Raw genomic sequence first — 25,237 nt, forward strand, 5'->3', positions numbered from 1 at the left:
TTTGAACCTGGTTTCATCAATTATTTATCTTCTGAAAGTTCTTTTCCAAGATCAATCAAGTAGTCTTTCAAGTGCTCTTTGACTTGAGGATGTTTCAGGGCGTATTCGATAGATGTCTTCATAAATCCAAATTTGTCTCCGACATCGTAACGAGAGCCTTTAAACTCACGAGCAAATACACGTTGAGTTTTGTTAAGTGTATCGATAGCGTCTGTTAGTTGGATTTCATTTCCGGCACCTGGTTTTTGCTTTTCAAGAATACCGAAAATTTCAGGTGTGAGTAGGTAACGACCGATGATTGCTAAATCACTTGGTGCATCTTCAGGAGCTGGTTTTTCAACGAAGGTTTCAACGCTGTAAAGTCCATCTTTTCCTTCACCTTGAGGAGCGATGACACCGTATGAAGAAACTTCATCGTGTGGTACAGGCATCACAGCGATAGTAGAAGCATGAGTCTTCTCATAATCATTCATGAGTTGCTTGGTCAATGGAACAGCTTTGTCATCAGTGATATCCATGAGGTCATCCCCAAGCATGACCACAAAAGGTTCGTTCCCGACGAAAGCTTTGGCTTGTAAAACGGCATCTCCGAGACCACGTGGGTGGGTTTGACGAATGAAGTGAAGACGCATACCAGTTGTTTCATCAACTAATTTCAAAAGATCAGTTTTTCCTTTTTCCTTAAGGTTGAATTCCAACTCAAAGTTTGAGTCAAAATGATCTTCGATGGAGCGTTTTGACTTCCCTGTTACAACAAGAATATCCTCAATTCCAGACTTGAGAGCTTCTTCAACGATAAACTGGATGGTTGGTTTATCCACGATTGGCAACATTTCTTTGGCCAAGGCTTTGGTTGCGGGTAGGAAACGAGTTCCAAGTCCTGCAGCAGGGATAACGGCTTTTCTAACTTTTTGCTTCATGAGCTTCCTTCCTAACGGTGATTATGACCACTCGTTTTCCGATTTGAACTCATTGCTCATAAGTTCAGCAACGGCATCCTTAATATTAACATTTTCATAAATAACTTGATAAATAGCTTGGGTGATAGGCATGTAAACGTCAAGTTCTTGTGCCAACTCGTAAGCAGCTTTGGTTGTTGAAATTCCTTCGATGACCATTCCCATATTGGCTTCGATATCTGCCAAGGCTTCGCCACGCCCAAGAGCATCACCTGCTCGCCAGTTACGTGAATGGACAGATGTTCCTGTAACAATCAAATCCCCAACTCCTGAGAGACCGCTATAGGTAAGTGGATTTGCTCCAAGTTGAACACCTAGACGTGTAATTTCTGCAAGACCTCGCGTGATAATCGCAGCTTTTGCGTTATCTCCAAAACCAAGACCGTGGAGAGCCCCTGCCCCAACAGCGATGATATTTTTTAGAGCTCCAGCTGTTTCAACTCCAATAACATCCGTATTTGTATATAGACGGAAGTAGTTGTTGCTAAAGAGTGATTGAACATACTGTGCTGTTTGCAGATTTTTTGAAGCTGCTGTAATCAAGGTAATGTCACGGACAATGGTTTCCTCAGCATGGCTAGGTCCAGAGACGACGACAATATCACTTCTTAATTCAGCAGGAATTTCTTCTTCCAAAACAGTAGAGAGACGTTTGTGGCTATCTGGTTCAAGCCCTTTGGAGGCATGCATAACAACCACTTTATGATCCAAAACAGCAGCGACTTGCTGAGCTACCAATCTGGTTACCTTGGTTGGTACCACAAACAAGATAGCATCAACACCCTTCAAGGTTTCTGCCAAATCATGATAGGCAACAATTTTTTCGTCTAATACAGCTTCTTTAAAATAACGTGTGTTAGTATGTTGTGTATTGATTTCATCAATTTGTTCAGGAATATTTCCCCAGATACGTACTTGGTGTCCGTTGTCATTGAGGACTTGTGACAAGGCAGTACCCCAAGAACCAGGACCTAAGACAGCGATGGTTTGTTTGTTCATATTTTCCTCCTTCTGAGAAAGCACTTTCCTATATTCTACCATAAAAAGGACTAACTTGCATTAATATTATTTATTAAGAATTAACTTATAGAGAGTATAAATAAAAAACAGCCAATAAGAAATTTGACTGTTTTTAGGAGAAAAACTAGAGTGTAATACTGTTGTTTTTAGAAATCTTCATAAATAGTAACAATGAAGTAACTGTCAAGACAGTGAGGATAGTTGACAAAGCAGCTGCCACGCCATAATTTCCACGAAGTACTTCAGTATAGATAGCTACGGTCATTGTTCTAGTTTTAACATTGTACAAGAGAATCGAAGTAGAAAGTTCCGAAATCATTGTTACCCATGATAGGATTGCACCTGAGATGATACCTGAAAGCATCATTGGGGTAGTGATTTTAGTAAAGGTATTGAGACGACTACTTCCTAAACTTTCTGCAGCTTCTTCAATGCTCGGAGAAATCTGTTGCAAGCTAGCTACTGAAGATCGAATAGTATATGGGAGTCTTCTTACAGATAAGGACATAATTAGGATAAAGGCTGTTCCGGTAATCATAAGGAAGCCACTTCCGAAAATACCTGTATTAAATGAAGAGATAAAGGCAATACCGAGAACGGTTCCTGGCACGATATAAGGTACCATACTAAGACTATCGATTAGATTGGTAAATAGGTTACGTTTACGAACTGCAAGGTATGAGATGAAGGTCGCAAAGACAACAACAAGAACCAAGGCAAGTAGAGGGATTCGAATAGTATTGAAAATAGCAGACCCCATACGGTTAAAGGCTGTCTTATAACTATTTAATGAGTATCCTTTAACAAATACCATACCGGATGTCTTAAGGAATGATGTATAAATCAAGTAAACTTGAGGTAATACAGAGAATAAGATAATGCCATAAACAGTCACATAAATAGCAGCCATCTTTCCTTTTGTCGTTTTCTTAGGTTCGATTGGATGAAGCGAGTTCATACTGAAGCTATAACGATTTGAAATGTACTTTTGGATGAGGAAGATAGCCAGTGCAATTGTAATAGCCATGATTGCTAAGGCAGATGCGAATGCTGAGTTGCCTCCAACTTCACTAATGAACTGTGTGTAGATTAACACTGGGAAGGTACGGTATCCCTCTCCAATCAACATTGGAGTACCAAAGTCAGAGAAAGCTCTCATAAATACCAGTAGGGCTGCTGCTAATAAAGTTGGGACCAAAAGAGGTAAAATGACTTTTACAATACGTTTAAAGCCAAAAGATCCCATGCTTTCCGCAGCTTCCAAGAGGGAATTGTCAATACTCTTCATAGTTCCAGCTACATAAAGGAAGACGAGAGGGAAAAGTTGGAGTGTAAAGACAAGTACAATACCTTTAAAGCCGTAGATATCAAAGCCTGGCAAATGTAGTGTGTTGGTTAGAAATTTTGTGATAACTCCGTTTCTACCAAGAAGTAGAATCCAAGAATAGGCACCTACAAAGGGAGCTGACATGGATGCGATGATAATCAAAATTTGTAAAAATTTCTTTCCCTTGAAGTCATACATTGAAAAAAGATAAGCTAGCAAGGTACCAACAACGACAGAAGTGATTGTGGCAGTTACAGAAACCTTAAAACTATTAATGAGTGTCTCAGAATAATAAGATTTGCTAAAGAATGTTACAAAATTTTCTAAAGAGAAACTACCTTCATGTATCAACGCTTGTTTTAATACAGTCACGATTGGGTAGACTAAGAAAACTAAGTATGTAAGGAAAATGAAGAAGGAAGATGCAGTCCAGATATTAAGTTTTTTACGCTCCATGGCTGACTCCTTTTATGAGATTCCGAGAACCATCTTCAGAGAAGACATTGAGTTTCTGAGTATTGATACGTAAACGAACATGATTTCCTTTTTCTAAATCTTCTTCGAATGTAGATTCTTCACTCACTTGAAGTTTTGGAGCAAATCCTGTTTCAATGAAGTATTCAGTATTCAAGCCAAGGTAAACGCTGTCGGTAATTGTTCCATCGATTGTGCCATTTTCATCACGGATAAATTCTTCGGGACGAATGCTGACACGAATATTTTGTTCTTCAACTTGGTCAAGATCTGGCATACGAAGAGAGTAGCCGTCTTCGAATACGATGTAAGCTCCATCAGCTTGCTTTTCTAAACGAGCAGGGATTATGTTTGTTCTACCGATAAAGGTTGCGACAAATTCGTTCTCGGGCTTGTGGTATAGCTCTTTTGGACGACCAATTTGTTGAATAACACCATCTTTCATAACCGCGATTTGGTCAGAAATGGCCATAGCTTCTTCTTGGTCGTGAGTTACATAGACAGTTGTAATGCCAACTTCGTGTTGGATTTCGCGAATGGCTTGACGCATATCTAGACGAAGTTTGGCATCTAGGTTACTGAGGGGCTCATCCATGAGGAGAACGCTTGGATTAACAGCTAAGGCACGTGCTAGAGCAACACGTTGTTGTTGACCACCACTAAGTTTATCTGGTTTACGATCAGCGTACTGGGCAATCTGCATCAACTCAAGGTATTTATTTGTTTGTTTGATGAGTTCGTCTTTCGGAACTTTCTTTTGCTTGAGTCCGAATGCTACGTTATCACGCACTGTCAAATGTGGGAAAATCGCATAGTTTTGGAAAACCATCCCAATATTTCGTTTGCTAGGTTCCATGTTATTAATTTTGGTATCATCAAAGTAGAATTCTCCTCCTTCGATACTGTTGAATCCAGCAATCATACGAAGCAAAGTTGTTTTCCCGCATCCTGAAGGCCCAAGGAGAGTGAAAAGGCTCCCCTTAGGAATTGTAACATTTAAATTTTCGATAACGGGTACATCATTGTAAATTTTCTTAGCATTAATAATTTTAATCTCGCTCATGGTCAACCCCTATTATTGTTTAGATTGGATATCTGTAAAGATTTCGTTGTATTTCTTAACAATGTCTGATTTGTTTTTGATGACATAGTCATAGTCTTCAGTTAGTGTTTTAATTTGTTCGATTGGTTTCATATTTTCGCTAGTTTTAGCATTTTTACGAACTGGACGATTAGTAGTTGTTGTACCAAGGGTGTCTTGGACTTCTTGTGAAATGATGAAATCGATAAATTTCTTAGCGTTTTCTTTATTTTTTGCGTTTTTGATAATAGCAGCACTTGCTGGTAAGAAAACAGTTCCTTCTTTTGGATAAACAACTTTAATGTTAGCACCGTCATTTAGAAGTTTAACTGCAGGATCTTCATATGAAAGACCAACAGCCATTTCTCCATCTGCCACTGCCTTATAAACACCAGATGAACTTGAACCGATTTTACCATCAATCAAGGTAAAGAGATCTTTGACATAAGTCCAAGCCTTTTCATCTGTATAACCACCTTGTGCTTGCAACATATTTGTGAGTTGAGCAAAGGCACTAGAAGAGTTAGCAGGGTCTGCAGTTGCGATTTTTCCTTTAAGTTCTGGTTTGATGAGGTCACTATATCCTTCAATATTCATACCCTTTGTCAAATCAGGGTTTACAATCAAAACGCTACCGTCCAAAGTATAAGGGGTTGAGTAACCAGTTGTATTTTGATATTCTTTGATAACATTCTCATTTTCTGGAGATACGTAATTTTCAAATAGCTCTCCGTGAGTAGCATATTGAGTATAAGAACCACCAAAGATGACATCTGCAACAGGTGCTTCTTTTTCAGATTCCAATTTTTTAAAGAGTTCACCAGTTCCTGCTTGAATGAGTTCAACTTTAATGCCATATTTTTCTTCAAAGGCAGGAATAGTTGCTCCAATCAAGCCCTCTGAGTTTGGTGAATAGACTACAAGAGTATCGCTTCCTCCATTTTCAGTTGCTTTATCTCCTGAAGCATCGTCAGAAGAGCAGGCAGTCAGCCCTAAAATAGCAAGTCCACAAGCAGCAAAATACATCCATTTCTTTTTCATGATGGATACCTCCAAAGTTTTGATAATACTATTGTAAAAAAATGTAAGCGTTTTTAAAACTCAGAATTCTATCCTAATAGGGTAAAATTCTCTACAAAAACGGAAGTAATCTTTTTGATTTTATAGCAGGGTTTGACAGTTAATCACTGGTAAGTCAAATTTTATTTTTTAGATTGGATATCTGTAAAAATGTCATTGTACTTTTTAAGAATAGCGGATTTGTTTTTAATGACATAATCGGAATCTTCAGTGGCAATATTGATTTCTGTCATAGACTTCATATTTTTATTGGTTCTAGCATTTTTACGAATGGGTCTGATGGTTGTTTCAGTTCCTAGCTTATCTTGGATTTCTTGAGAAAGGAGGAAATCGATAAATTTCTTAGCGTTTTCCATATGTTTGGCGTTTTTGACGATAGCCGCGTTACCAGGTAAAAAGACGGTTCCTTCTTTTGGATAAATGACTTTTACATCAGCCCCATCATTTAAGAGTTTTAAGGCAGGATCTTCATAGGTGAGTCCTACAGCCATTTCTCCATCGGCGACAGCTTTGTAAACATTCGAAGAGCTAGATGCAATTTTTCCATCTACTAGGGTAAATAGATTTTTCACATAGGTCCAAGCTTGTTCATTTTCGTATCCACCTTGGTCTACAAGCATGTTTGTTAGTTGTGCAAAGGCGCTAGAAGCATTACTTGGATCAGCAGTAGCGATTTTTCCTTTTAATTTAGGATTGAGTAGATCATTGTAGCCTTCAATTTTAATACCTTTTGTAAGAGATGAATTGGCAATGATGACACTGACATCAAGTGTATAAGGAGTGTAGAATCCAGTTTTATTTTGATATTCAGGGATTATCTGGTCGTTCTCTTGAGAAATATAAGGTTCAAAAAGATTTTCGTTAGAAGAGAAGAGGGCGTAGGAGCCTCCGAAAATGACATCCGCTACAGGAGCTTCTTTTTCTGACTCAGCTTTTTTAAACAATTCACCAGTGCTGGCTTGTACTAAATCAACCTTAATACCATATTTTTCTTCGAAGGCTGGGATTGTTTCTTCGATAAGGTCTTCAGGGTTAGGCGAGTAGACAACCAAAGTGTTATCTGAATCTTTTTCAGCGCTAGTTTCCGCTTCTATAGGTGAAGAACATCCTGACAAAGAAAGGAATATCCAGCTACAAGAGAGAAAGAATAGTATTTTTTTCATAAGTATTTCCTTTTTTACGAACATTTTTACTCTACTACTTGCTTAATATTTATAATTTGCAGAGTTCTACAGGATATAATAAAAACCTTAAAGAAATCTAAAACGGGAAATAGGAAATGGGTATCTCGATCAAGGATGGGGACACTGTAACTAGGATTTCGATGGTAATCCTCTTCAAAGCACGTCATTTTATCTGTGATCTCAAAGCTATGATTTGAGCAGCTTGTAGCGAGTTTCCTAGTTTGTTCTAGTATAAGTACAAAATAAAAAGATTGCCTGATTTGAGCAATCCTTTTACATCAATGGTTTTTATCCATGAGTTTTAATTCTTTTGGAGAAATATGGAGATATTTTTTAAAAACTTTGGCAAAATATTTATAGTCTGAAAATCCAACTTGTTCAGAGATATCGCTTAAGGGAGAATTAGGGGACTCAGCCATTTTATCTATAGCTTGCTTGAGGCGGTAGCGTAAGATATATTCATTTAGCGTCATTGGGAAGTCTTCTTTGATAACCTTATATAGATAACTTTCACTATATCCTAGATTCTCTGCAATGGTAGAAATGGTAAAGTGCATGCAGTAGTGTTGGTGCACAAATTCAAGAATTTGCTGAATGATTTGGTTTTGTGTATCAATTTGTTGGATAGAGGTGAGTAAAGTTTGATATTCTTCTAAAAAAGGAGTTTCTTGACGAGTGCTAACTCGTAATCGCAAAACAATTTTTTGAAGACATTCTGTCAACTCCTTGGTATCAATTGGTTTGGATAAGAAATCAACTGCTCCATATTGCATAGCTTTTTTAGCATTTTGAAAATCGTCATGACCAGATAGGATTACTTTTTCATAAGAGAGAGACTTTGTAGCTTCAAACATCATAAAAGCATCCATAATGGGCATGGTGATATCTGTCAGCACAATATGTGGTTTTAGTTTTTGAATCAGTTCCATCCCTTCTTGTCCATGACTAGCAGTTCCTACGACTTGAATGCCTAAAGCAGAGTAGTCAACGGCAATTTCAAGCCATTTTCGGATTAGGTGCTCGTCTTCGACAATGATTAGCTTAAACATGTGTTCTTCCTTTCGTAACAAATTTTACCCAAGTTTCACCTTGCGGGTTCACCCCTAAATCCAATTCGACAGTTTCAAAAAAGTTGTTCAATCGTTTGTAACTATTGACAATACCGTGCTGTGTATGTGGACTGTTTAGAGATTCTAAAATATGGAGGCGTTCTTGTTTGGTTAGACCGCCAGCATTATCCTTAACGATAAAGGTCAGTGCTTCCTGATCTTGAGTGATATGGATAGAGATAGCAAGGTCGATACGATACTGTCTTCCATATTTTAGAGCATTTTCTACAAGCGGTAATAGGAAAAGTTTCGGAACGGTTTGGGAATATAGACTTTGAGAACAGTCAATTTGATAAGAAAATTGTTCAAAACGAATTTGATGAATCTTTAGATAAGCTTCGATAATTTCTAAGTCCTGTCCAAGAGTTGTCTCTTTCTCTAATTCAGTCACACTGTATCGCAAGATACGCGTGAGATTTTGAATCAGGTCTTGTGTGAGAGCTGCATCCATTAAAGAAGTGATCTTAATCGTCTCAAGTGTATTGTAGAGAAAATGAGGATTGAACTGAGCTTCTAGCATCTTTCTTTCAAAAACCCATTTTTCCTTCTCGATAGTTAACATCTTTTGATGAAGCTCGTCCAACTCCTGCAGCATATCGTTAATTTTCTCAGCTATCAGTTCAAATTCATCCTCAGTATGGAGAGTAAGTTTCTTTTCTTTTTTCTTAGGAATTTCATGTAATTGAAAGACTAAACTTTCAATAGGACCAGCATTATGGGTTGCGATTTTATGGGCAATTCTTCTAGCCTGCCAAAAATATAATAGAAAGATACAAAGTGTTAGTATGGAAGCAAGGCTAAGTAAGCTAGGAATAGGAAAGAATGATTGGAAAGTGTAAATTGAAAAAATTGAATCAACTTTACGTTTTTCAATCAAAATTGGATTTTCAACGAACCAATGTGTTTTTGAACGGAGCGATTTCTCATCAAATTTTTCCAGAGTTGATTGTGTGAATTGATTGGTATTGCTCGAGTATATATTACCGAAAGTGTCTGTGATGACGTATTTTGAATTAATCAAGGGGATGCTTGACACAAAGTCGTTCTCATTCACAAAGGAAATACTGTAAGCTTGTACTCGCTGGTTGTGAACTATGGGCATAATAAAGACAGCATAATGTTGCTTGTCCATCGATAGAGCAACTTTCTCTGAAATGGATCCTTGGGTAGTGTTTTGAATTAATAATTTTAAATAATAGGGAGCTAAAAGAGTTTCTTTATGATTGCGATTGGTGCTAAATAAAAGTTCGCCAGTCTCATCGAGAATGACAAAATCAGAACTGAGTTTTAGTTGAGCTTTTGTTTCATAAAATAGACTAAATAATTCTCTATCAGTGTGTTTACCTTCTATAAATTCTGGAACCATTTTTTTATTCATGGTTTCCAATAATTCATAATTTGCTTGTTTCATGTCTTGAACATGTTGAGAAATTTGTTGAGTATCCTTAGCTAGTTGCTGCTTTTGAAGGAAATAGGAAAATCCAAATAGAAGGATAAGGAGTAAGAGAGAAGTCGCTAGGGCAGCTAAAGAACTACGGTGAATAATCTCTTTTTGGAGAGAATTTTTGAAAGAATGGGGCATAATTCACCTCTTTGGGAAGAGTCTGTTAAAGTAAGTATAGCAGTATTAAAAATGGAAGGCAAGGTCAAAAAAGAAAAGAGTTAAGAATAAAGAGGCTAATTCCCTCTAAAAATGGTATAATAGGAGCATCACGAAAATTGGAGAGACAGCATGAGTTTTTACAATCATAAAGAAATCGAGCCTAAGTGGCAAAAATACTGGGCTGACCATCATACTTTTAAGACAGGAACAGATGCTTCAAAACCGAAGTTTTATGCACTCGACATGTTCCCTTACCCATCTGGAGCGGGTCTTCACGTAGGACACCCAGAAGGGTACACAGCAACAGATATCCTTAGCCGTTTCAAACGTGCGCAAGGCTACAACGTCCTTCACCCAATGGGATGGGATGCCTTTGGTTTACCTGCAGAGCAATACGCTATGGATACTGGTAATGACCCAGCAGAATTCACAGCGGAAAACATTGCCAACTTCAAACGCCAAATCAATGCGCTTGGCTTCTCTTACGACTGGGATCGTGAAGTCAATACGACAGATCCGAACTACTACAAGTGGACGCAATGGATTTTCACCAAGCTTTACGAAAAAGGTTTGGCTTATGAAGCTGAAGTGCCAGTAAACTGGGTTGAAGAATTGGGAACAGCTATCGCCAACGAGGAAGTTCTTCCAGATGGAACATCTGAGCGTGGTGGCTATCCAGTTGTTCGTAAACCAATGCGCCAATGGATGCTTAAAATCACGGCCTATGCAGAACGCTTGCTCAATGACTTGGATGAGTTGGATTGGCCAGAATCTATCAAGGACATGCAACGCAACTGGATTGGGAAATCAACAGGTGCTAACGTAACTTTCAAGGTAAAAGGAACAGACAAGGAATTCACCGTCTTTACAACTCGTCCGGATACCCTCTTTGGTGCGACCTTCACTGTTTTGGCGCCTGAACATGAACTAGTAGATGCCATCACAAGCCCAGAACAAGCTGAGGCTGTAGCGGACTACAAACACCAAGCTAGCCTTAAATCAGACTTGGCTCGTACAGACCTTGCCAAGGAAAAAACAGGGGTTTGGACTGGAGCTTATGCGATCAACCCTGTCAATGGTAAAGAAATCCCAATCTGGATTGCGGACTATGTTCTTTCTAGCTACGGAACAGGTGCTGTTATGGCCGTACCTGCCCACGATGAGCGTGACTGGGAATTTGCTAAACAGTTTGGTCTTCCAATCGTAGAAGTCTTGGAAGGTGGCAACGTTGAAGAGGCTGCTTACACAGAAGATGGCCTTCACGTCAACTCTGATTTCTTGAACGGTCTCAACAAAGAAGAAGCGATTGCTAAAATCGTGTCTTGGCTAGAAGAAAAAGGCTTTGGTCAAGAAAAGGTTACCTACCGTCTTCGTGACTGGCTCTTTAGCCGTCAACGTTACTGGGGTGAACCAATCCCAATCATTCATTGGGAAGATGGGACTTCAACAGCCGTTCCAGAAAGTGAATTGCCACTTGTCTTGCCAGTAACCAAGGACATCCGCCCTTCAGGTACTGGTGAAAGCCCATTGGCTAATTTGACAGACTGGCTCGAAGTGACTCGTGAGGATGGAGTGAAAGGTCGTCGTGAAACCAATACTATGCCACAATGGGCGGGTTCAAGCTGGTACTACCTTCGCTATATCGACCCACATAACACAGAGAAATTGGCTGATGAGGACCTCCTCAAACAATGGTTGCCAGTAGATATCTACGTAGGTGGGGCAGAACACGCCGTGCTTCACTTGCTTTACGCTCGTTTCTGGCATAAATTCCTCTATGATATCGGTGTTGTTCCAACTAAAGAGCCATTCCAAAAACTATTTAACCAAGGAATGATTTTGGGAACAAGCTACCGTGACCACCGTGGGGCTCTTGTAGCGACTGATAAGGTTGAAAAACGTGATGGTTCCTTCTTCCATGTGGAAACAGGGGAAGAATTGGAGCAAGCACCAGCCAAAATGTCTAAATCCCTCAAGAACGTTGTCAATCCAGACGACGTAGTGGAACAATACGGTGCCGATACCCTTCGTGTCTATGAAATGTTCATGGGACCACTCGATGCTTCCATCGCTTGGTCTGAAGAAGGTCTGGAAGGAAGCCGTAAGTTCCTTGACCGTGTGTACCGTTTGATTACAAGTAAAGAAATCGTTGCGGAAAACAATGGCGCTCTAGACAAGGTTTACAATGAAACCGTTAAATCTGTCACAGAGCAAATCGAGTCTATGAAATTCAACACAGCCATTGCTCAACTCATGGTCTTTGTCAATGCGGCTAACAAGGAAGATAGACTCTATGTGGATTACGCTAAAGGCTTTATCCAATTGATTGCCCCATTTGCGCCTCACTTGGCAGAAGAACTCTGGCAAACTGTCGCAGAAACAGGCGAGTCTATCTCTTATGTAGCTTGGCCAACATGGGACGAAAGTAAATTGGTTGAAGACGAAATCGAAATCGTCGTTCAAATCAAAGGTAAAGTCCGTGCTAAACTCATGGTTGCTAAAGACCTTTCACGCGAAGAGCTGCAAGAAGTCGCTCTCTCTGATGAAAAAGTCAAAGCAGAGATTGATGGCAAGGAAATCGTGAAAGTGATTAGTGTTCCTAATAAACTCGTTAATATTGTTGTGAAATAAAAAATGAATCCTTCAGAGTAGAATCTGGAGGATTTTTTATCGAAAAATATAATTCTATTCCCACTATCGCACCACTTAACCTGGCATTTTAACCACTTGTCTTCGAAAGCCGTTTTTCCGACGACTTTTTTGTTAGACTAAATGTGTCAGAAGGAGGGAGAAATATGATTTTACAAGCTAAACATTTAACCAAACGGTACGGCAATTACACGGCTGTTGACGATATTCAGTTACAGTTTGAAAAAGGAAGTTTCAATGCTATTTTGGGCCCCAACGGTGCAGGAAAATCAACAACTATTTCCATGTTAATCGGTTTGAAAGAAGCAACACAAGGTCAGGTTCTATATGCACCAAATACGAAAATCGGAGTTGTTTTTCAAGCTAGTGTACTGGACGAGATGTTGACAGTTAGGGAAAATCTCACGATTCGTGCCCAACAGTATAAGGGGATTGAAGCAAATCGTGTTGAGGACTTGATCCATCAACTGGGTTTGACTGCTTTCCAGAAACAACTCTATGGAACTTTGTCAGGTGGGCAAAAGCGTCGAGTTGATATTGCGCGTGCTCTTCTTTCGCAACCAGATATCCTTTTCTTGGATGAGCCAACAACGGGACTCGATATTCAGACCCGCAAATCTATCTGGGATCTCCTGTATCGACTACAAAAGGATGAAGGGATGACCATTGTTTTAACGACGCATTATCTGGATGAAGCTGATGAAGCGGATCAGATCTATATCGTTGATCATGGAAAAGTGATTGCGCAAGGTTCTGCGACAGCTATCAAGAGTCAGTATGCATCTAATATCCTAAAAATTCGTTTTAAAGAAATGAGGGACTTAGAAAAATGGCTACAGACTGAAATGACAGTAGAAGCAGAAAATGAGTTGGAATATCTTTTTTATCCAAGGACATCACAGGAAGCCATTGAATATTTGGCAAAAGTTCGAGAAGAAATTGATTCTTTTGAGTTTCGCCCAGGTACTATGGATGATGCCTTTATCGCTCTAACAGGAAGAGAGGTTCGCTAATGTTAGCTTTATTGAAACGGAACTTTACCTTATATTTTCGTAATCGTTCAGGAGTGTTTTTCTCATTATTGGGGGCATTGATTTCCTTCCTCCTTTATATCATTTTTCTGCAGAAAAACTTGACGGATTCTTGGTCCCAACTCCCTGATAAAACGAGCCTTTTAAATAATTGGCTGATGGGTGGAACCTTGGCTGTGACTGGGATTACAACCAGTTTTACGGCTCTTACACAAATGGTGCAGGACCGTGAACATCAAGTAGATCAAGATCTATTTTTGACAGATTTAGGTAGCTGGGGCTTACAGGTCTCCTATCTAATCAGCAGTATTGTCATTTCTTTTGTGATGCAGTTGTTTATGTTTGTAGTGATGAGCCTGTATTTTCAGGAGGTCCCAGTTTGGAGTCATCTAGCAGAAGTGGCTTTGATCATGTTGCTCAGTAGTGTGCTTTCTAGCTTGGTCAATGCTATTTTGATTCACCGATTTCAATCTGTGGATAGTCTTGGAAAGCTAGCCACCATAGTGGGAACAGCTTCTGGATTTCTAGTGGGGACTTATGTCCCTCTAGGAGTGTTGCCTAACTTTGCTCAACTTCTTATGAAGTGTACACCTGCAACCTATATTGCCTCTCTCTATCGACAAGTCTTTATGAAAGAACAACTAGCAGATACCTTTGCCGGGAATAGCGATTTATTAGCAGAATTTCAAGAAAAAATGGGGATCGAGTTAAAATGGCAGGAGCTGTTGACAAAGGAGCAGACTTATCTTATAGTGGTAAGTATCAGTCTCGTAGCTATCCTTCTTTGGCTTTTATTGGTTAAAGTGTCTAGCAAGAGAAAATAAAGATATATGGGAGTAAAGATGAAGATTCATTTTGAGATGACCCCAGAATTTTCAGAAAAAGACCCTCACATTCTCATTCAGGCAGCTCAGTTGACTGACCAAGCTCGAGAAGTGATGGATTATTTAGAACAATTTTCAACTGTCAATCAGGTTGTGATTCCCATCCGAACAGATGATAAATTGGTCATGGTGAAGATTGAAGAGATTATCATGGCGGATATTGATAAAAATGTATTAACCATTTATACCGTTGATGGGTTTTATAGGACTAAGGAAACCTTAATAAACTTTCAAAATCGGATTAATCGCCGGAATTTCCTTCAGATATCTCGTCATGCCATTATCAATATTGACCATTTAGAATCATTATCGGATAGTTTTTCAGGCAATATGATGGCTAAGTTGACACGGGGCATAAAATCTAGTGTGAGTCGAAAATATGTCAAATCCTTAATGGATTATTTAGGTTTATAGGAGGAAATGATGAAACGCTTGATAGCTTATTTTGTAACAGGTATGCGGACAGGCTCCTTCTTTTATTTGGGATTGGTTTTGCTAGCTCATATTTTCCCTAGCATTATCTATCCAACACTTAATAGTAGGAATATTTTAGCTATTTTTTTGATGAGTGGGATCATGGGAATTTTGTCAGTTATGATTGAAGAACTAGAATTTCTAACTTATAGCGTACGCGTGGTCTTGCATTTACTAGTGACAGCTGTCATTTTAGTTTTGACCTGCCTATTTTTTGGCTGGGGAGTTGCTTTGCTCAGGCCTGTCAATTGGCTTATCTTCTTGTTGATTTATGGACTTATCTGGCTCTATCAAATCTGGGAAACCTACAAACAAACTCAGAAGATTAACCAAGCTCTAAAAGATAAACGAAAGCATGTCGCAAGTTTAGAATCTTAAGCATTCCAGTAGATTGATTCTTGGTTCCAATTCTCACTAAATTGTGGTATAGTAACTCCAGAAATGAAAACAGTAAGGAGAAAACAATGCCAGTAAATGAATACGGTCAGATGATTGGGGAACCTGTAGATGATACGCCTGGAGTTTTGCCTTCACTTGTACGGATAGAAGGGCGATATACGATTATAGAAGCTCTATCGGTGGAAAAGCATGCGGAGGATTTATTAGCTGTCTATGGTCCGGATAGCCCTCGTGAGATGTGGACCTACCTCTTTCAACCACCAGTAGAAAATTTCGAAGAATTAATAGTTGCTTTAAAGCAAATGATTGAGCGAAAGGATCGCTTTTACTACGCGATTATCGATAAAGCAACTGGTAAAGCTTTAGGGACTTTTTCTCTGATGCGCATTGACCAAGCCAATCGCGTCATTGAAGTGGGAGCAGTGACCTTTTCTCCGGCTCTCAAGCACACAAGAATGGGGACAGAAGCCCAGTTTTTATTAGCCCGTTATGTTTTTGAAGAGCTCAATTATCGACGCTATGAGTGGAAGTGCGATGCTCTTAATCTTCCATCTAGAAAAGCAGCAGAGCGTTTGGGTTTTATCTATGAGGGGACCTTCCGCCAAGCTGTTATCTATAAAGGTCGCACCAGAGATACGGATTGGTTGTCTATGATTGATAAGGACTGGCCAAAGGTTAAAGCCCGTTTTGAAGCGTGGTTGTGCCCTGAAAATTTTGATGAAGAAGGCAATCAGTTGAAATCTCTTAGAGAATGTTAGAAAGGTTTGCTATGATTAACATTACAAAAGAAACATCTGTTTCAATTGATGACGTCTTACATCTCTACCAGGCAGTTGGCTGGACAAACTATACCAACCAACCACAGATGTTGGAGCAATCTTTAGCTCACTCATTGGCTATTTATGTTGCTCGTGATGGTGAGAAAATCGTTGGTTTAGTTCGTCTGGTTGGGGATGGTTTTTCATCGGTTTTTGTCCAGGATTTGATTGTTTTACCTAGCTATCAGCGCCAAGGAATTGGCAGCGACTTGATGAAAGAGGCTTTAGGGGATTACAAAGACGCCTACCAAGTCCAACTGGTAACAGACCAAACAGAGAAAACCTTGGGATTTTACCGTTCCTTAGGGTTTGAAACCTTATCTACTTATGATTGTACAGGGATGATTTGGGTGGACAGAAAAAAATTACAATAAATCTTTTCACTTAAGTTAACTTTAAGTCTTCTCTTGTATCATATAGTTATTAAGTAAAGACCTCCTAACTTTATTTAATAAAAATCCTAAACTTTTCTTTTTCATAATAATCTCCCTAAAGAAGCCACCAAATCAGGTGGCTTTTTTGTTTGTCTACTAGATTTTTGCTATAATAGGAACATGAGTAGAATTTTAGATAATGACATCATGGGTGATGAGGAGTTGGTAGAACGTACCCTCCGTCCCCAATATTTACGTGAATATATCGGTCAGGACAAGGTCAAGGATCAGCTTCAAATCTTTATCGAAGCAGCTAAAATGCGTGACGAGGCGCTGGACCATGTTCTTTTGTTTGGTCCTCCAGGACTCGGGAAAACAACTATGGCTTTTGTTATTGCTAATGAACTGGGAGTCAATCTCAAGCAAACTTCTGGTCCTGTCATCGAAAAAGCAGGTGATCTGGTAGCGATTTTGAATGACTTGGAGCCTGGAGATGTGCTCTTTATTGACGAGATTCATCGCTTACCCATGTCGGTAGAAGAAGTGCTTTACAGTGCTATGGAAGACTTCTACATTGACATCATGATTGGTGCGGGAGAAGCTAGCCGTAGTGTCCATCTAGACTTGCCACCATTTACCTTGATTGGTGCGACCACTCGAGCAGGAATGCTTTCAAATCCTCTCCGAGCTCGTTTTGGGATTACAGGTCACATGGAGTACTATAACCATGCTGACTTGACAGAGATTGTCGAGCGGACGGCAGATATCTTTGAGATGGAAATTACCCACGAGGCAGCTTCCGAGTTAGCTTTACGCAGTCGTGGAACTCCTCGTATTGCTAATCGTCTTCTCAAGCGTGTGCGTGACTTTGCCCAGATTATGGGCGATGGCTTGATTGATGATGTGATTACGGATAAGGCCTTGACCATGCTGGATGTAGACCATGAAGGCTTGGACTACATTGACCAAAAAATTCTTCGCACCATGATTGAGATGTACGGTGGTGGTCCTGTCGGTCTAGGCACTCTTTCGGTCAATATTGCGGAAGAGCGTGAGACGGTAGAGGATATGTATGAACCTTACCTGATCCAGAAAGGTTTTATCATGCGGACACGGTCTGGACGGGTCGCGACAGCTAAGGCCTATGAGCATTTGGGGTATGAATACATTGAAAAATAAAGCTGAAATCTTAGATTTTTTCAGAGAAAATCCTGACATGATGGCCATTCTGACCATCATCCGAGACCTGGAGTTGAAAGATTCCTGGTTGGCGGCAGGTTCGGTCCGAAATTTTATCTGGAATATCTTATCAGATAAACCAGTTTTTGACCGTGAAACGGATGTGGATGTGATTTTCTTTGACCCAGATGTCAGTTATGAAGAAACGCTGGCAATAGAAAACAAGTTGAGAGAGGACTTTCCCCAGTATCAATGGGAGCTGAAAAATCAAGTCTATATGCATCAACATAGTCCCCATACGCCTCCGTATAGAAATTCCTGTGATGCCATGAGTAAATATCCTGAGCGCTGTACGGCGATAGGTCTTCGTTTGCATGCTGATGCAAGTTTAGAGCTCTTTGCTCCTTATGGTTTGGAGGATGTTTTCAACTTTCAGGTTCGTCCGACTCCTCATTTCTTAGAGAATGAAGACCGGATGAAGCTCTATCAAACTCGATTCTCCAAGAAAAATTGGCAGGATAAATGGAAAAATCTCACATTTAAACTAACTTAAGGAAACTTTAAGTTAGGAGCTGTATACTTGTCTCATAAGTTAAGAATACCTTAACTTAAACTCCTAAAACTTTTTCATAATAATCTCCCTATAAAAAATTAAGTCGCCCAATCAGGCGGCTTTTTTTGTTCTAAGGGCAAGAACTTTCATGATATAATAGTTTTATGAGATTAGATAAATTTTTAGTAGCCTGCGCTGTTGGGAGTCGGACTGAGGTCAAAAACTTTCTCAAGTTAGGGCGCGTGACGGTCAATGGCAAGAAAGAAAAATCTGCCAAGTTGCAAATTGATGAAGAGAAAGATGAGATTCGCTTTGATGGGCAAAAGCTAGACTACGAGGAGTTTGTTTACTATATGATGAACAAGCCCCAAGGAGTTATCTCAGCAACTGAGGATCCAAAACACAAGACAGTCTTGGATTTGATGGATGACTATGCACGTGCCAAGGAAGTTTTCCCAGTAGGACGTTTGGATATCGATACGCATGGACTCTTGCTCTTGACCAATGATGGCCAGCTAGCTCATGCTCTTCTTTCACCAAAACGTCATGTGGATAAAACTTATCTGGCGCTGGTCAAGGGAATGATGACAAATGCAGATGTTGAGACATTTGCGCAAGGAATTCCGCTCAAGGATTTTACCTGTCAGCCAGCCAAACTGGAACTTGTGTCGGTGGATACGGGAAAGAGTCAAAGTCTGGTCCGTGTGACTATTGCAGAAGGCAAATTCCACCAGGTCAAACGGATGGTGGCCTACTGTGGTAAGGAAGTTGTGGATTTGCAACGTTTAACCATGGGAACTTTGACCTTGGATGAGGATTTACAACGTGGAGAATGGCGTCGCCTAAGCAAGGAAGAACTAGAAGGCTTGTTTGAGAGTGTTCAATAAATTGGAAAGGTAGGGAAAATGTCCCTACCTTTTTCGATTTTTGGTTGCTTCCTTTGTGAAAAGCGTTATAATAGACTGTAGAATAAAAAGGAGGATTTTATGAACGCGATTCAAGAATCATTTACAGATAAATTATTTGCCAACTATGAAGCAAATGTAAAATACCAAGCTATCGAAAATGCTGCCAGTCATAACGGTATTTTTGCAGCCCTCGAGCGTCGTCAAAGTCATGTAGACAACACACCAGTTTTCTCACTTGATTTGACTAAGGATAAAGTAACCAACCAGAAAGCTTCTGGTCGTTGCTGGATGTTTGCGGCTCTCAACACCTTCCGCCACAAACTCATCTCTCAATACAAACTTGAAAACTTTGAATTGTCACAAGCCCACACCTTCTTCTGGGACAAGTATGAAAAATCTAACTGGTTCTTGGAGCAAGTCATTGCAACTGCTGACCAAGAATTGACGAGCCGCAAGGTTAGCTTCCTGCTCCAAACTCCACAACAAGATGGTGGTCAGTGGGATATGGTGGTTTCTCTCTTTGAGAAATACGGTGTCGTGCCTAAGTCTGTTTATCCGGAGTCTGTTTCATCTAGCAATAGTCGTGAGCTCAATGCAATTCTTAACAAATTGCTTCGTCAAGATGCTCAAATATTGCGTGACCTATTAGCTTCAGGTGCTGATCAAGCAAGTGTTCAAGCTAAGAAAGAAGAGCTCTTGCAAGAAATCTTTAACTTCCTTGCAATGTCACTAGGTCTCCCACCGCGTAAATTTGACTTTGCTTATCGTGATAAGGATAATAACTACCAAAGCGAAAAAGGGATCACTCCACAAGAGTTTTACAAGAAATATGTCGACCTTCCACTAGAAGACTACGTTTCTGTGATCAATGCTCCAACTGCTGATAAACCTTATGGCAAATCATACACAGTTGAGATGTTGGGAAATGTCGTTGGTAGCCGTGCAGTTCGCTACATTAACGTACCGATGGAACGCTTGAAAGAATTGGCGATTGCTCAAATGCAGACAGGAGAAACTGTTTGGTTTGGTTCAGATGTCGGTCAGCTCAGCAACCGTAAAGCAGGAATCCTTGCGACAGATGTTTATGACTTTGAATCAAGTATGGACATTCAACTCACTCAAGACAAGGCTGGACGTTTGGACTACAGCGAAAGTTTGATGACCCACGCCATGGTCTTGACAGGTGTGGATTTGGATGAAAATGGTAAATCAGTCAAGTGGAAAGTTGAAAACTCATGGGGAGACAAGGTTGGTACAGATGGTTACTTTGTTGCTTCAGATGCTTGGATGGACGAATACACTTACCAAATTGTTGTTCGTAAGGAATTACTAACAGCAGAAGAACGAGCTGCTTACGAAGCAGAACCAATCGTCCTTGCACCATGGGATCCAATGGGTGCCTTGGCAGAATAAATGAGATATAAAAAGAATGGTTCTATAATTTTTAGGGTTGATGGAAATTTTCCACCAACCCTATTTTAGTGTATACAAAAAGGCCAACATCCATTATATTAAAAGCGCTGAAACCTAAAACAAAAGGATGATGGCCATATGAACAATATACTAGAAGCTACACTACAAATCAAAGATAAAAACATTATTTGGGATAATAATGTTCAAGAGAAGATATTAAAAAATAGAAAATCTTTATTTTATTCAGCTACATATACGCATAAACCAGAATTTTGTGCCGTTTGTGGGTGCGTTAGCCAAAATAACAATATCGTTAAAAACGGGACGAAAACTTCTCGTATCACTCTCTGTTCTGTTTCAGGCCTTCCGGCCTACTTAAATCTACGAAAGCAGAGATTTCTCTGTAGAGAATGTGGTTCTTCATTTACTGCAGATACTAGTCAAATTGTAGAAAAATACTGTCATATCTCGAAACGATTAAAAAATGAAATTAAGGCAAAAATAAGTGAAACAGTATCTGAAACATATATTGCCAAAGAAACAAATGTTTCAATTCATACCGTTAGACGTATCATAGATGATACAGCACGATTATTAACGATTAAACCATTACATGATTTACCCGAGCATTTGTGTTTTGATGAATTTAAATCTGTTAAATCTTCCGATAGCAATATGAGCTTCATTATTTGTGATAGTACTACACACAAGTTGGTCGATGTTGTACGAGATAGAAAATCTTACAGTTTGAAACAATATTTTTCTTTTAAAAAAAGATAAATTAGTTGTTTTTAATCTATATTTGTTGTATAATGCTAGTATCTATAATTATGAAAGGTTTTAAATTGAAGAAGGAGAAAATATGAAAAAGCTGCTTAAAAAAATATATACCGGCTCTGTTATTTTGACCTTATTTGCAAACTCGCTTGTTCCTGCAATGGTTTATGCACAAGAGAATTCGCAAAATATAGCTACAGCTACTGTTGGGCTTGCACAGAATGGAAAAGTAAAAGTAACCGCAGCTAATGTAACTGGTGAAGCCCCACAATATACGACAGCTAGAAGGCAAGGAACAATTTCCTTGGATGGTTCAAGACTAGAACAACCTGTGACTGGAGGATATATCGAAATTAAGTATCCTGTAGATTACATTGAAAGTTTTTCCGTTTCTACAGGAAGTCCAGTTGTGAAAACAGACAATTCGACTCCGGGCGTTCTAAAAGTATATCTTTCTGATATTACACAAACGACTTCTGCAAGTTTGCCATTTTCGTTCAAGTTTAAAGATCGGGTGACACCGGAAGGATATTCCTTCACTCCAGAAATCTCATTAAAGAGTTCAACGGGAGAAACTTTATCTCCAACGTTAAATGATTTAAAGTATACTGTTAAAGTCGATAAACAATCGTTGTTTAAATATGATGGTCCAAACGATTTGCAAGATTATACAATTGATAATAGAGAACTTTACGGCGGTTCTGCAACGAATGGCGGGATCACAGAACCTAGTGATATTCCCTTCAAATTTAGTTTATCCACAAATACTAACGGTGGCGGTCAAACTCAAAACTGGGGAAATGGAAGAGCACAAACACGTGCTGTTAAGACTATTACTGTAACGGATACTTTACCTGTCTATACAAAAGTAGATGGTTCAACTGGGACTGCTGTTTTTGATCCTGCAAAGAATCCAGGATGGACTTTGAATGCGGATGGAACAGTGTCTACAACAGTGACTGGGGGGGATGAGTTAACTCCGTATAATACCGAAGCAGAGAATGCTTTACGAAAATTAACGTTATTATTAAGCTTCCCAGATGCAAAAGTAAAAACAAACATTGTTAATAACGTAAAAACAGAATTAAGTTTTGTAAACCAAAGTGATACTGAAGAAAACCTGATTTTAAATGATGGAATTCAATTCAAATTAGTAGGACAACTTATTAGTGATGGAGCATCAGGAAAGTCTAATAATGATGCGTCAATATTAAAAGTAGATGAAGGAGCTCCTGATTCTGCTGTTGCAACTTGGCTTTTACGTTTTACGAATACTGCTCCCAATGCTATTTCAGAATTGACGCTGATTGATGATACGTTAGATTCTCGCATGTATTATTATGCTGTAGGCGTACCGTATAATAGAGCACCATTTGATTATGATGTTTATGGTGTTAAGGCTGATGGTACTGAAGTACTTCTAGGTAGTGTTGAAAAAGGGACAAGCAAACAAGTTATCGTTGACCAAGAGGCTTATGATGCGATTACGAACCAAGCAAATCAGATTTATGCTGGAACATTAGATAAAGCTAACGCATCTAGAGTGAATAGAACATATCAAAGTATCAAAATCAAATTGAAGGATGGAAGTACTATTCCGCCGTATGAAAAACCTACAGTTTATGTTCAAACAAAATTATTAAATCCATTCGATGAGACAGAAAGAGAAAATCCAATTCGATATGAAAATGGTTTCCATGCAGAGGGTCTTGTCGATGGATTTGGCCAAAACGGAAAATTTGTAACCAAACCATCTGATTCTTCTGAAGAGTTAAGGTATAAAGAAGAAACAATTCAATTAAATAAATCAACACTCTCAAATCCTCAAGGTGCTTTAGGTGAGGTTGTTCAATACAATGTAACGATAAAATTTGATGGATTGTCGAAAAGTAGACGAATTAATGGTGGTAAGATTATTGATGTTTTACCTGAGGGAATCACTTACGAAAAATATTATATTCATAAACAAGAACAAAAGAATATGCTCAAGAAAGAACCGTATGTGATTGAAGATTACAATGGTAGCGGAAGGCAAGCCCTTGTTTTTGAATTGAAAGATTTAGATTTCTACAATGATAAAACAATTGGTGTTGACTTTTCTCCAGTTATATTTGCAAAGATTACGTCGAATGCCTTGCCAACATCGATTCAAAACCCAGATGATTATAAGAAAAATACAGATAATCATGCGTACTTCACAGCTAAAGACTTTTCACCATTACCTGGAAAAGTGAAGTCTCCATCTCTGGTAGATAATATTTTCAAGGTTACAAATGTTGATGGAACAGTTTCTGATAAAATAATCGGTGCAAAGTCAAAAACTATAGTAGATACACCAACAGAGATTCGCTCTGAAAAATTCATCTCAACATCAGACGGTACATGGACTAAAGATAAAGTCTTAACGGATTATGATCAAGAATTTAAATATCTGTTAAAAACGAAGAACTACAGTATTACACCAATCAAAACATTCACTTTGTATGATCGACTTCCGTATGCCGGGGATGAAAAAGGGTCTAACTTTACTCCGTTCTTAACGAAAGCTCTTGAGGTGGACCCTAAATTCACTGTTTATTACAATACTGCCAAAGACTTATCTTCAGATCCGTATACTGCGACTCAAGCAGATGGTTGGATAAAGGCAGATGCTGTAACTGATTTTACAAAAGTCACAGCAATTAAAGTCGTACTGAATGAAGGAGAAACCATTGCTGCTGGGGAAATTGTTGGTTTTGTTTTAAACATGAAGAATCCTTCTTACACAGATGGATCTATTGATACATTGGTTGCTAATAATTCTTTCTATACGAATCGTGATGCAAGTAATCCAAAAGCTTTAGGAGAGACAAATGTTGTCTCGAATCAATTGCCTCAATATATCCCAGTCGAAAAGAAATGGGTTGGGGATAGAGATGCTTCAGTTTCTAAGATTAAAGTAGAATTATTTAAAACTTCTGATCCTTCAAAAGTTCTTAGTACATTAGAATTAAATGAAACGAATGATTGGAAGGGAATCTTTAAACTTACGACAGATGGTAAGCTATTAGATCCTTCTGTGAATGATTATGCTGTTCGTGAAGTTCTCGAAGAACAATACGGGCAAGATTATACGACAACCATTTCTGGAGATGCTCTAGGAAATGACGGAGTGACCATCACGAATACTCGGAATACTGTTTCACATACAGTAACAAAAGTTTGGAAGGATAATGACAATAAATTATCATTACGTAAAGGTATTAAAGTTCAGTTGAAACAAAATGGTAAAAACTATGGTATGCCAATTGAATTGAATGAAGATAATCAATGGACGTATACTTTTAATGAATTACCAGATTCTCTCAATGGAGTGAAATATGAGTATTCTGTAGATGAAGTTGAAGTGCCAGAAGGATACGATCATAGTATTTCTAATGAGGGTACTAAGACAGTTATTACGAATACTATTTTAGATTCAATTAAAAAAGACTTGAGTTTCAAAAAGGAACTGCAAGGACGTACACTTCAAGAGGGCGAGTTCACCTTCAATTTGCTTGATGAAAAAGGGAATGTTGTCCAAACTGCAACTAATGGAGCCGATGGAACTATCCAATTTACAAATCTACTATTTGAAAAGCCAGGCACTTATATCTTTAAGGTAAAAGAAGTCTCAGGGACTGACTCAAGAATTACGTATGATAATAGCGAAAAAGAAGTTACTGTAGTAGTGACTCAAGAAGGTAAAGCGTTAGTAGCAGATATTCAGTACGGTAAAGATAATACATTTACGAATGTATATACAGAACCTACTACTACGACAACAACAACAACAACTGAAGAGCCAACAACGACTACTTCAACAACAACAACTGAAGAGCCAACAACGACTACTTCAACAACAACAACTGAAGAGCCAACAACGACTACTTCAACAACAACAACTGAAGAGCCAACAACGA

The 25,237-nt window shown here is 39.0% G+C and carries 20 protein-coding genes and 2 pseudogenes; 14 read left to right on the plus strand and 8 right to left on the minus strand.

Translation table 11 applies throughout. The features are described from left to right. Positions 1–20: 20 nt before the first annotated feature. The 8 genes from galU to ACXYSK_RS06960 form a co-directional block, all read right to left on the minus strand. Complete coding sequence (galU, locus tag ACXYSK_RS06925; protein WP_006151351.1) at positions 21–920, minus strand: UTP--glucose-1-phosphate uridylyltransferase GalU; 900 nt, start codon at positions 918–920, stop codon at positions 21–23. A 21-nt stretch (positions 921–941) separates the two neighbouring features. Next, positions 942–1,958: an NAD(P)H-dependent glycerol-3-phosphate dehydrogenase gene (locus tag ACXYSK_RS06930; protein ID WP_458625514.1), complete on the minus strand. Its 1,017-nt coding sequence runs from the start codon at positions 1,956–1,958 to the stop codon at positions 942–944. Between the two features lie 145 nt (positions 1,959–2,103). After that, a complete protein-coding gene (locus ACXYSK_RS06935; protein WP_458625515.1) occupies positions 2,104–3,762 on the minus strand; it encodes an ABC transporter permease in 1,659 nt (552 codons plus the stop codon). Then, positions 3,752–4,843, minus strand: a complete 1,092-nt coding sequence (locus tag ACXYSK_RS06940) for an ABC transporter ATP-binding protein (protein WP_458625516.1) — start codon at positions 4,841–4,843, stop codon at positions 3,752–3,754. Before ACXYSK_RS06940 ends, ACXYSK_RS06935 begins: the two co-directional genes overlap by 11 nt. A gap of 12 nt (positions 4,844–4,855) precedes the next feature. Beyond that, the gene (locus tag ACXYSK_RS06945) at positions 4,856–5,902 is read right to left on the minus strand and encodes an ABC transporter substrate-binding protein (RefSeq protein ID WP_458625517.1); all 1,047 of its coding nucleotides are present in this window, start codon (positions 5,900–5,902) and stop codon (positions 4,856–4,858) included. Between the two features lie 161 nt (positions 5,903–6,063). Further along, positions 6,064–7,104 (minus strand): ABC transporter substrate-binding protein, encoded by a 1,041-nt coding sequence (locus tag ACXYSK_RS06950; RefSeq protein WP_458625518.1) that lies wholly within the window; start codon positions 7,102–7,104, stop codon positions 6,064–6,066. 299 nt (positions 7,105–7,403) lie between these two features. Further along, complete coding sequence (locus ACXYSK_RS06955; protein WP_458625519.1) at positions 7,404–8,174, minus strand: response regulator transcription factor; 771 nt, start codon at positions 8,172–8,174, stop codon at positions 7,404–7,406. After that, a complete protein-coding gene (locus ACXYSK_RS06960; RefSeq protein WP_458625520.1) occupies positions 8,167–9,816 on the minus strand; it encodes a sensor histidine kinase in 1,650 nt (549 codons plus the stop codon). Before ACXYSK_RS06960 ends, ACXYSK_RS06955 begins: the two co-directional genes overlap by 8 nt. A gap of 150 nt (positions 9,817–9,966) precedes the next feature. On the opposite strand from ACXYSK_RS06960, the gene leuS reads away from it, so the two are divergent. From leuS to ACXYSK_RS07030, 14 genes and pseudogenes are all read left to right on the plus strand, one after another. Continuing rightward, the gene (gene leuS / locus ACXYSK_RS06965) at positions 9,967–12,468 is read left to right on the plus strand and encodes a leucine--tRNA ligase (RefSeq protein ID WP_458625521.1); all 2,502 of its coding nucleotides are present in this window, start codon (positions 9,967–9,969) and stop codon (positions 12,466–12,468) included. Between the two features lie 164 nt (positions 12,469–12,632). Further along, positions 12,633–13,499, plus strand: a complete 867-nt coding sequence (locus ACXYSK_RS06970; protein WP_414287934.1) for an ABC transporter ATP-binding protein — start codon at positions 12,633–12,635, stop codon at positions 13,497–13,499. Continuing rightward, a complete protein-coding gene (locus ACXYSK_RS06975) occupies positions 13,499–14,341 on the plus strand; it encodes an ABC transporter permease (protein WP_458625522.1) in 843 nt (280 codons plus the stop codon). The genes ACXYSK_RS06970 and ACXYSK_RS06975 overlap by 1 nt, the downstream gene beginning before the upstream one ends. Before the next feature lie 18 nt (positions 14,342–14,359). Further along, the gene (locus ACXYSK_RS06980) at positions 14,360–14,815 is read left to right on the plus strand and encodes a LytTR family DNA-binding domain-containing protein (protein ID WP_458625523.1); all 456 of its coding nucleotides are present in this window, start codon (positions 14,360–14,362) and stop codon (positions 14,813–14,815) included. Positions 14,816–14,824: 9 nt separating this feature from the next. Further along, positions 14,825–15,253 (plus strand): DUF3021 domain-containing protein, encoded by a 429-nt coding sequence (locus ACXYSK_RS06985; RefSeq protein ID WP_458625524.1) that lies wholly within the window; start codon positions 14,825–14,827, stop codon positions 15,251–15,253. 86 nt (positions 15,254–15,339) lie between these two features. After that, entirely contained in the window at positions 15,340–16,032 is a 693-nt protein-coding gene (locus tag ACXYSK_RS06990) for a GNAT family N-acetyltransferase (RefSeq protein WP_458625525.1), read from the plus strand. 11 nt (positions 16,033–16,043) lie between these two features. Continuing rightward, the gene (locus ACXYSK_RS06995) at positions 16,044–16,466 is read left to right on the plus strand and encodes a GNAT family N-acetyltransferase (protein WP_006155126.1); all 423 of its coding nucleotides are present in this window, start codon (positions 16,044–16,046) and stop codon (positions 16,464–16,466) included. A gap of 180 nt (positions 16,467–16,646) precedes the next feature. Next, on the plus strand, positions 16,647–17,645 hold the full coding sequence (ruvB, locus tag ACXYSK_RS07000; protein WP_006154886.1) for a Holliday junction branch migration DNA helicase RuvB: 999 nt from the start codon (positions 16,647–16,649) through the stop codon (positions 17,643–17,645). After that, on the plus strand, positions 17,626–18,198 hold the full coding sequence (locus tag ACXYSK_RS07005) for a nucleotidyltransferase family protein (RefSeq protein ID WP_458625526.1): 573 nt from the start codon (positions 17,626–17,628) through the stop codon (positions 18,196–18,198). Before ruvB ends, ACXYSK_RS07005 begins: the two co-directional genes overlap by 20 nt. 164 nt (positions 18,199–18,362) lie before the next feature. Next, on the plus strand, positions 18,363–19,085 hold the full coding sequence (locus tag ACXYSK_RS07010) for a pseudouridine synthase (RefSeq protein ID WP_458625527.1): 723 nt from the start codon (positions 18,363–18,365) through the stop codon (positions 19,083–19,085). Positions 19,086–19,184: 99 nt separating this feature from the next. Beyond that, positions 19,185–20,519 carry an aminopeptidase C gene (pepC, locus tag ACXYSK_RS07015; RefSeq protein WP_458625528.1) on the plus strand — a complete coding sequence of 445 codons (1,335 nt, stop codon included), beginning with the start codon at positions 19,185–19,187 and terminating at the stop codon, positions 20,517–20,519. A 138-nt stretch (positions 20,520–20,657) separates the two neighbouring features. After that, positions 20,658–21,281: pseudogene (locus ACXYSK_RS07020) on the plus strand (transposase family protein); the annotation flags it as partial. Positions 21,282–24,042: 2,761 nt separating this feature from the next. Continuing rightward, positions 24,043–24,684 (plus strand): annotated as a pseudogene (locus tag ACXYSK_RS07025) (Cna B-type domain-containing protein); the annotation flags it as partial. Then, on the plus strand, positions 24,682–25,237 hold a 556-nt coding region (locus ACXYSK_RS07030; RefSeq protein WP_458625627.1), incomplete at its 3' end, for a Spy0128 family protein. The pseudogene ACXYSK_RS07025 and the gene ACXYSK_RS07030, both read left to right, overlap by 3 nt.

Source organism: Streptococcus sp. V919 (assembly GCF_054353475.1).

Coding starts and splice junctions, on each gene's coding strand:
- galU (WP_006151351.1), bottom strand. CDS start 920: ATGAAGCAAAAAGTTAGAAAAGCCGTTATCCCTGCTGCAGGACTTGGA.
- ACXYSK_RS06930 (WP_458625514.1), bottom strand. CDS start 1,958: ATGAACAAACAAACCATCGCTGTCTTAGGTCCTGGTTCTTGGGGTACT.
- ACXYSK_RS06935 (WP_458625515.1), bottom strand. CDS start 3,762: ATGGAGCGTAAAAAACTTAATATCTGGACTGCATCTTCCTTCTTCATT.
- ACXYSK_RS06940 (WP_458625516.1), bottom strand. CDS start 4,843: ATGAGCGAGATTAAAATTATTAATGCTAAGAAAATTTACAATGATGTA.
- ACXYSK_RS06945 (WP_458625517.1), bottom strand. CDS start 5,902: ATGAAAAAGAAATGGATGTATTTTGCTGCTTGTGGACTTGCTATTTTA.
- ACXYSK_RS06950 (WP_458625518.1), bottom strand. CDS start 7,104: ATGAAAAAAATACTATTCTTTCTCTCTTGTAGCTGGATATTCCTTTCT.
- ACXYSK_RS06955 (WP_458625519.1), bottom strand. CDS start 8,174: ATGTTTAAGCTAATCATTGTCGAAGACGAGCACCTAATCCGAAAATGG.
- ACXYSK_RS06960 (WP_458625520.1), bottom strand. CDS start 9,816: ATGCCCCATTCTTTCAAAAATTCTCTCCAAAAAGAGATTATTCACCGT.
- leuS (WP_458625521.1), top strand. CDS start 9,967: ATGAGTTTTTACAATCATAAAGAAATCGAGCCTAAGTGGCAAAAATAC.
- ACXYSK_RS06970 (WP_414287934.1), top strand. CDS start 12,633: ATGATTTTACAAGCTAAACATTTAACCAAACGGTACGGCAATTACACG.
- ACXYSK_RS06975 (WP_458625522.1), top strand. CDS start 13,499: ATGTTAGCTTTATTGAAACGGAACTTTACCTTATATTTTCGTAATCGT.
- ACXYSK_RS06980 (WP_458625523.1), top strand. CDS start 14,360: ATGAAGATTCATTTTGAGATGACCCCAGAATTTTCAGAAAAAGACCCT.
- ACXYSK_RS06985 (WP_458625524.1), top strand. CDS start 14,825: ATGAAACGCTTGATAGCTTATTTTGTAACAGGTATGCGGACAGGCTCC.
- ACXYSK_RS06990 (WP_458625525.1), top strand. CDS start 15,340: ATGCCAGTAAATGAATACGGTCAGATGATTGGGGAACCTGTAGATGAT.
- ACXYSK_RS06995 (WP_006155126.1), top strand. CDS start 16,044: ATGATTAACATTACAAAAGAAACATCTGTTTCAATTGATGACGTCTTA.
- ruvB (WP_006154886.1), top strand. CDS start 16,647: ATGAGTAGAATTTTAGATAATGACATCATGGGTGATGAGGAGTTGGTA.
- ACXYSK_RS07005 (WP_458625526.1), top strand. CDS start 17,626: ATGAATACATTGAAAAATAAAGCTGAAATCTTAGATTTTTTCAGAGAA.
- ACXYSK_RS07010 (WP_458625527.1), top strand. CDS start 18,363: ATGAGATTAGATAAATTTTTAGTAGCCTGCGCTGTTGGGAGTCGGACT.
- pepC (WP_458625528.1), top strand. CDS start 19,185: ATGAACGCGATTCAAGAATCATTTACAGATAAATTATTTGCCAACTAT.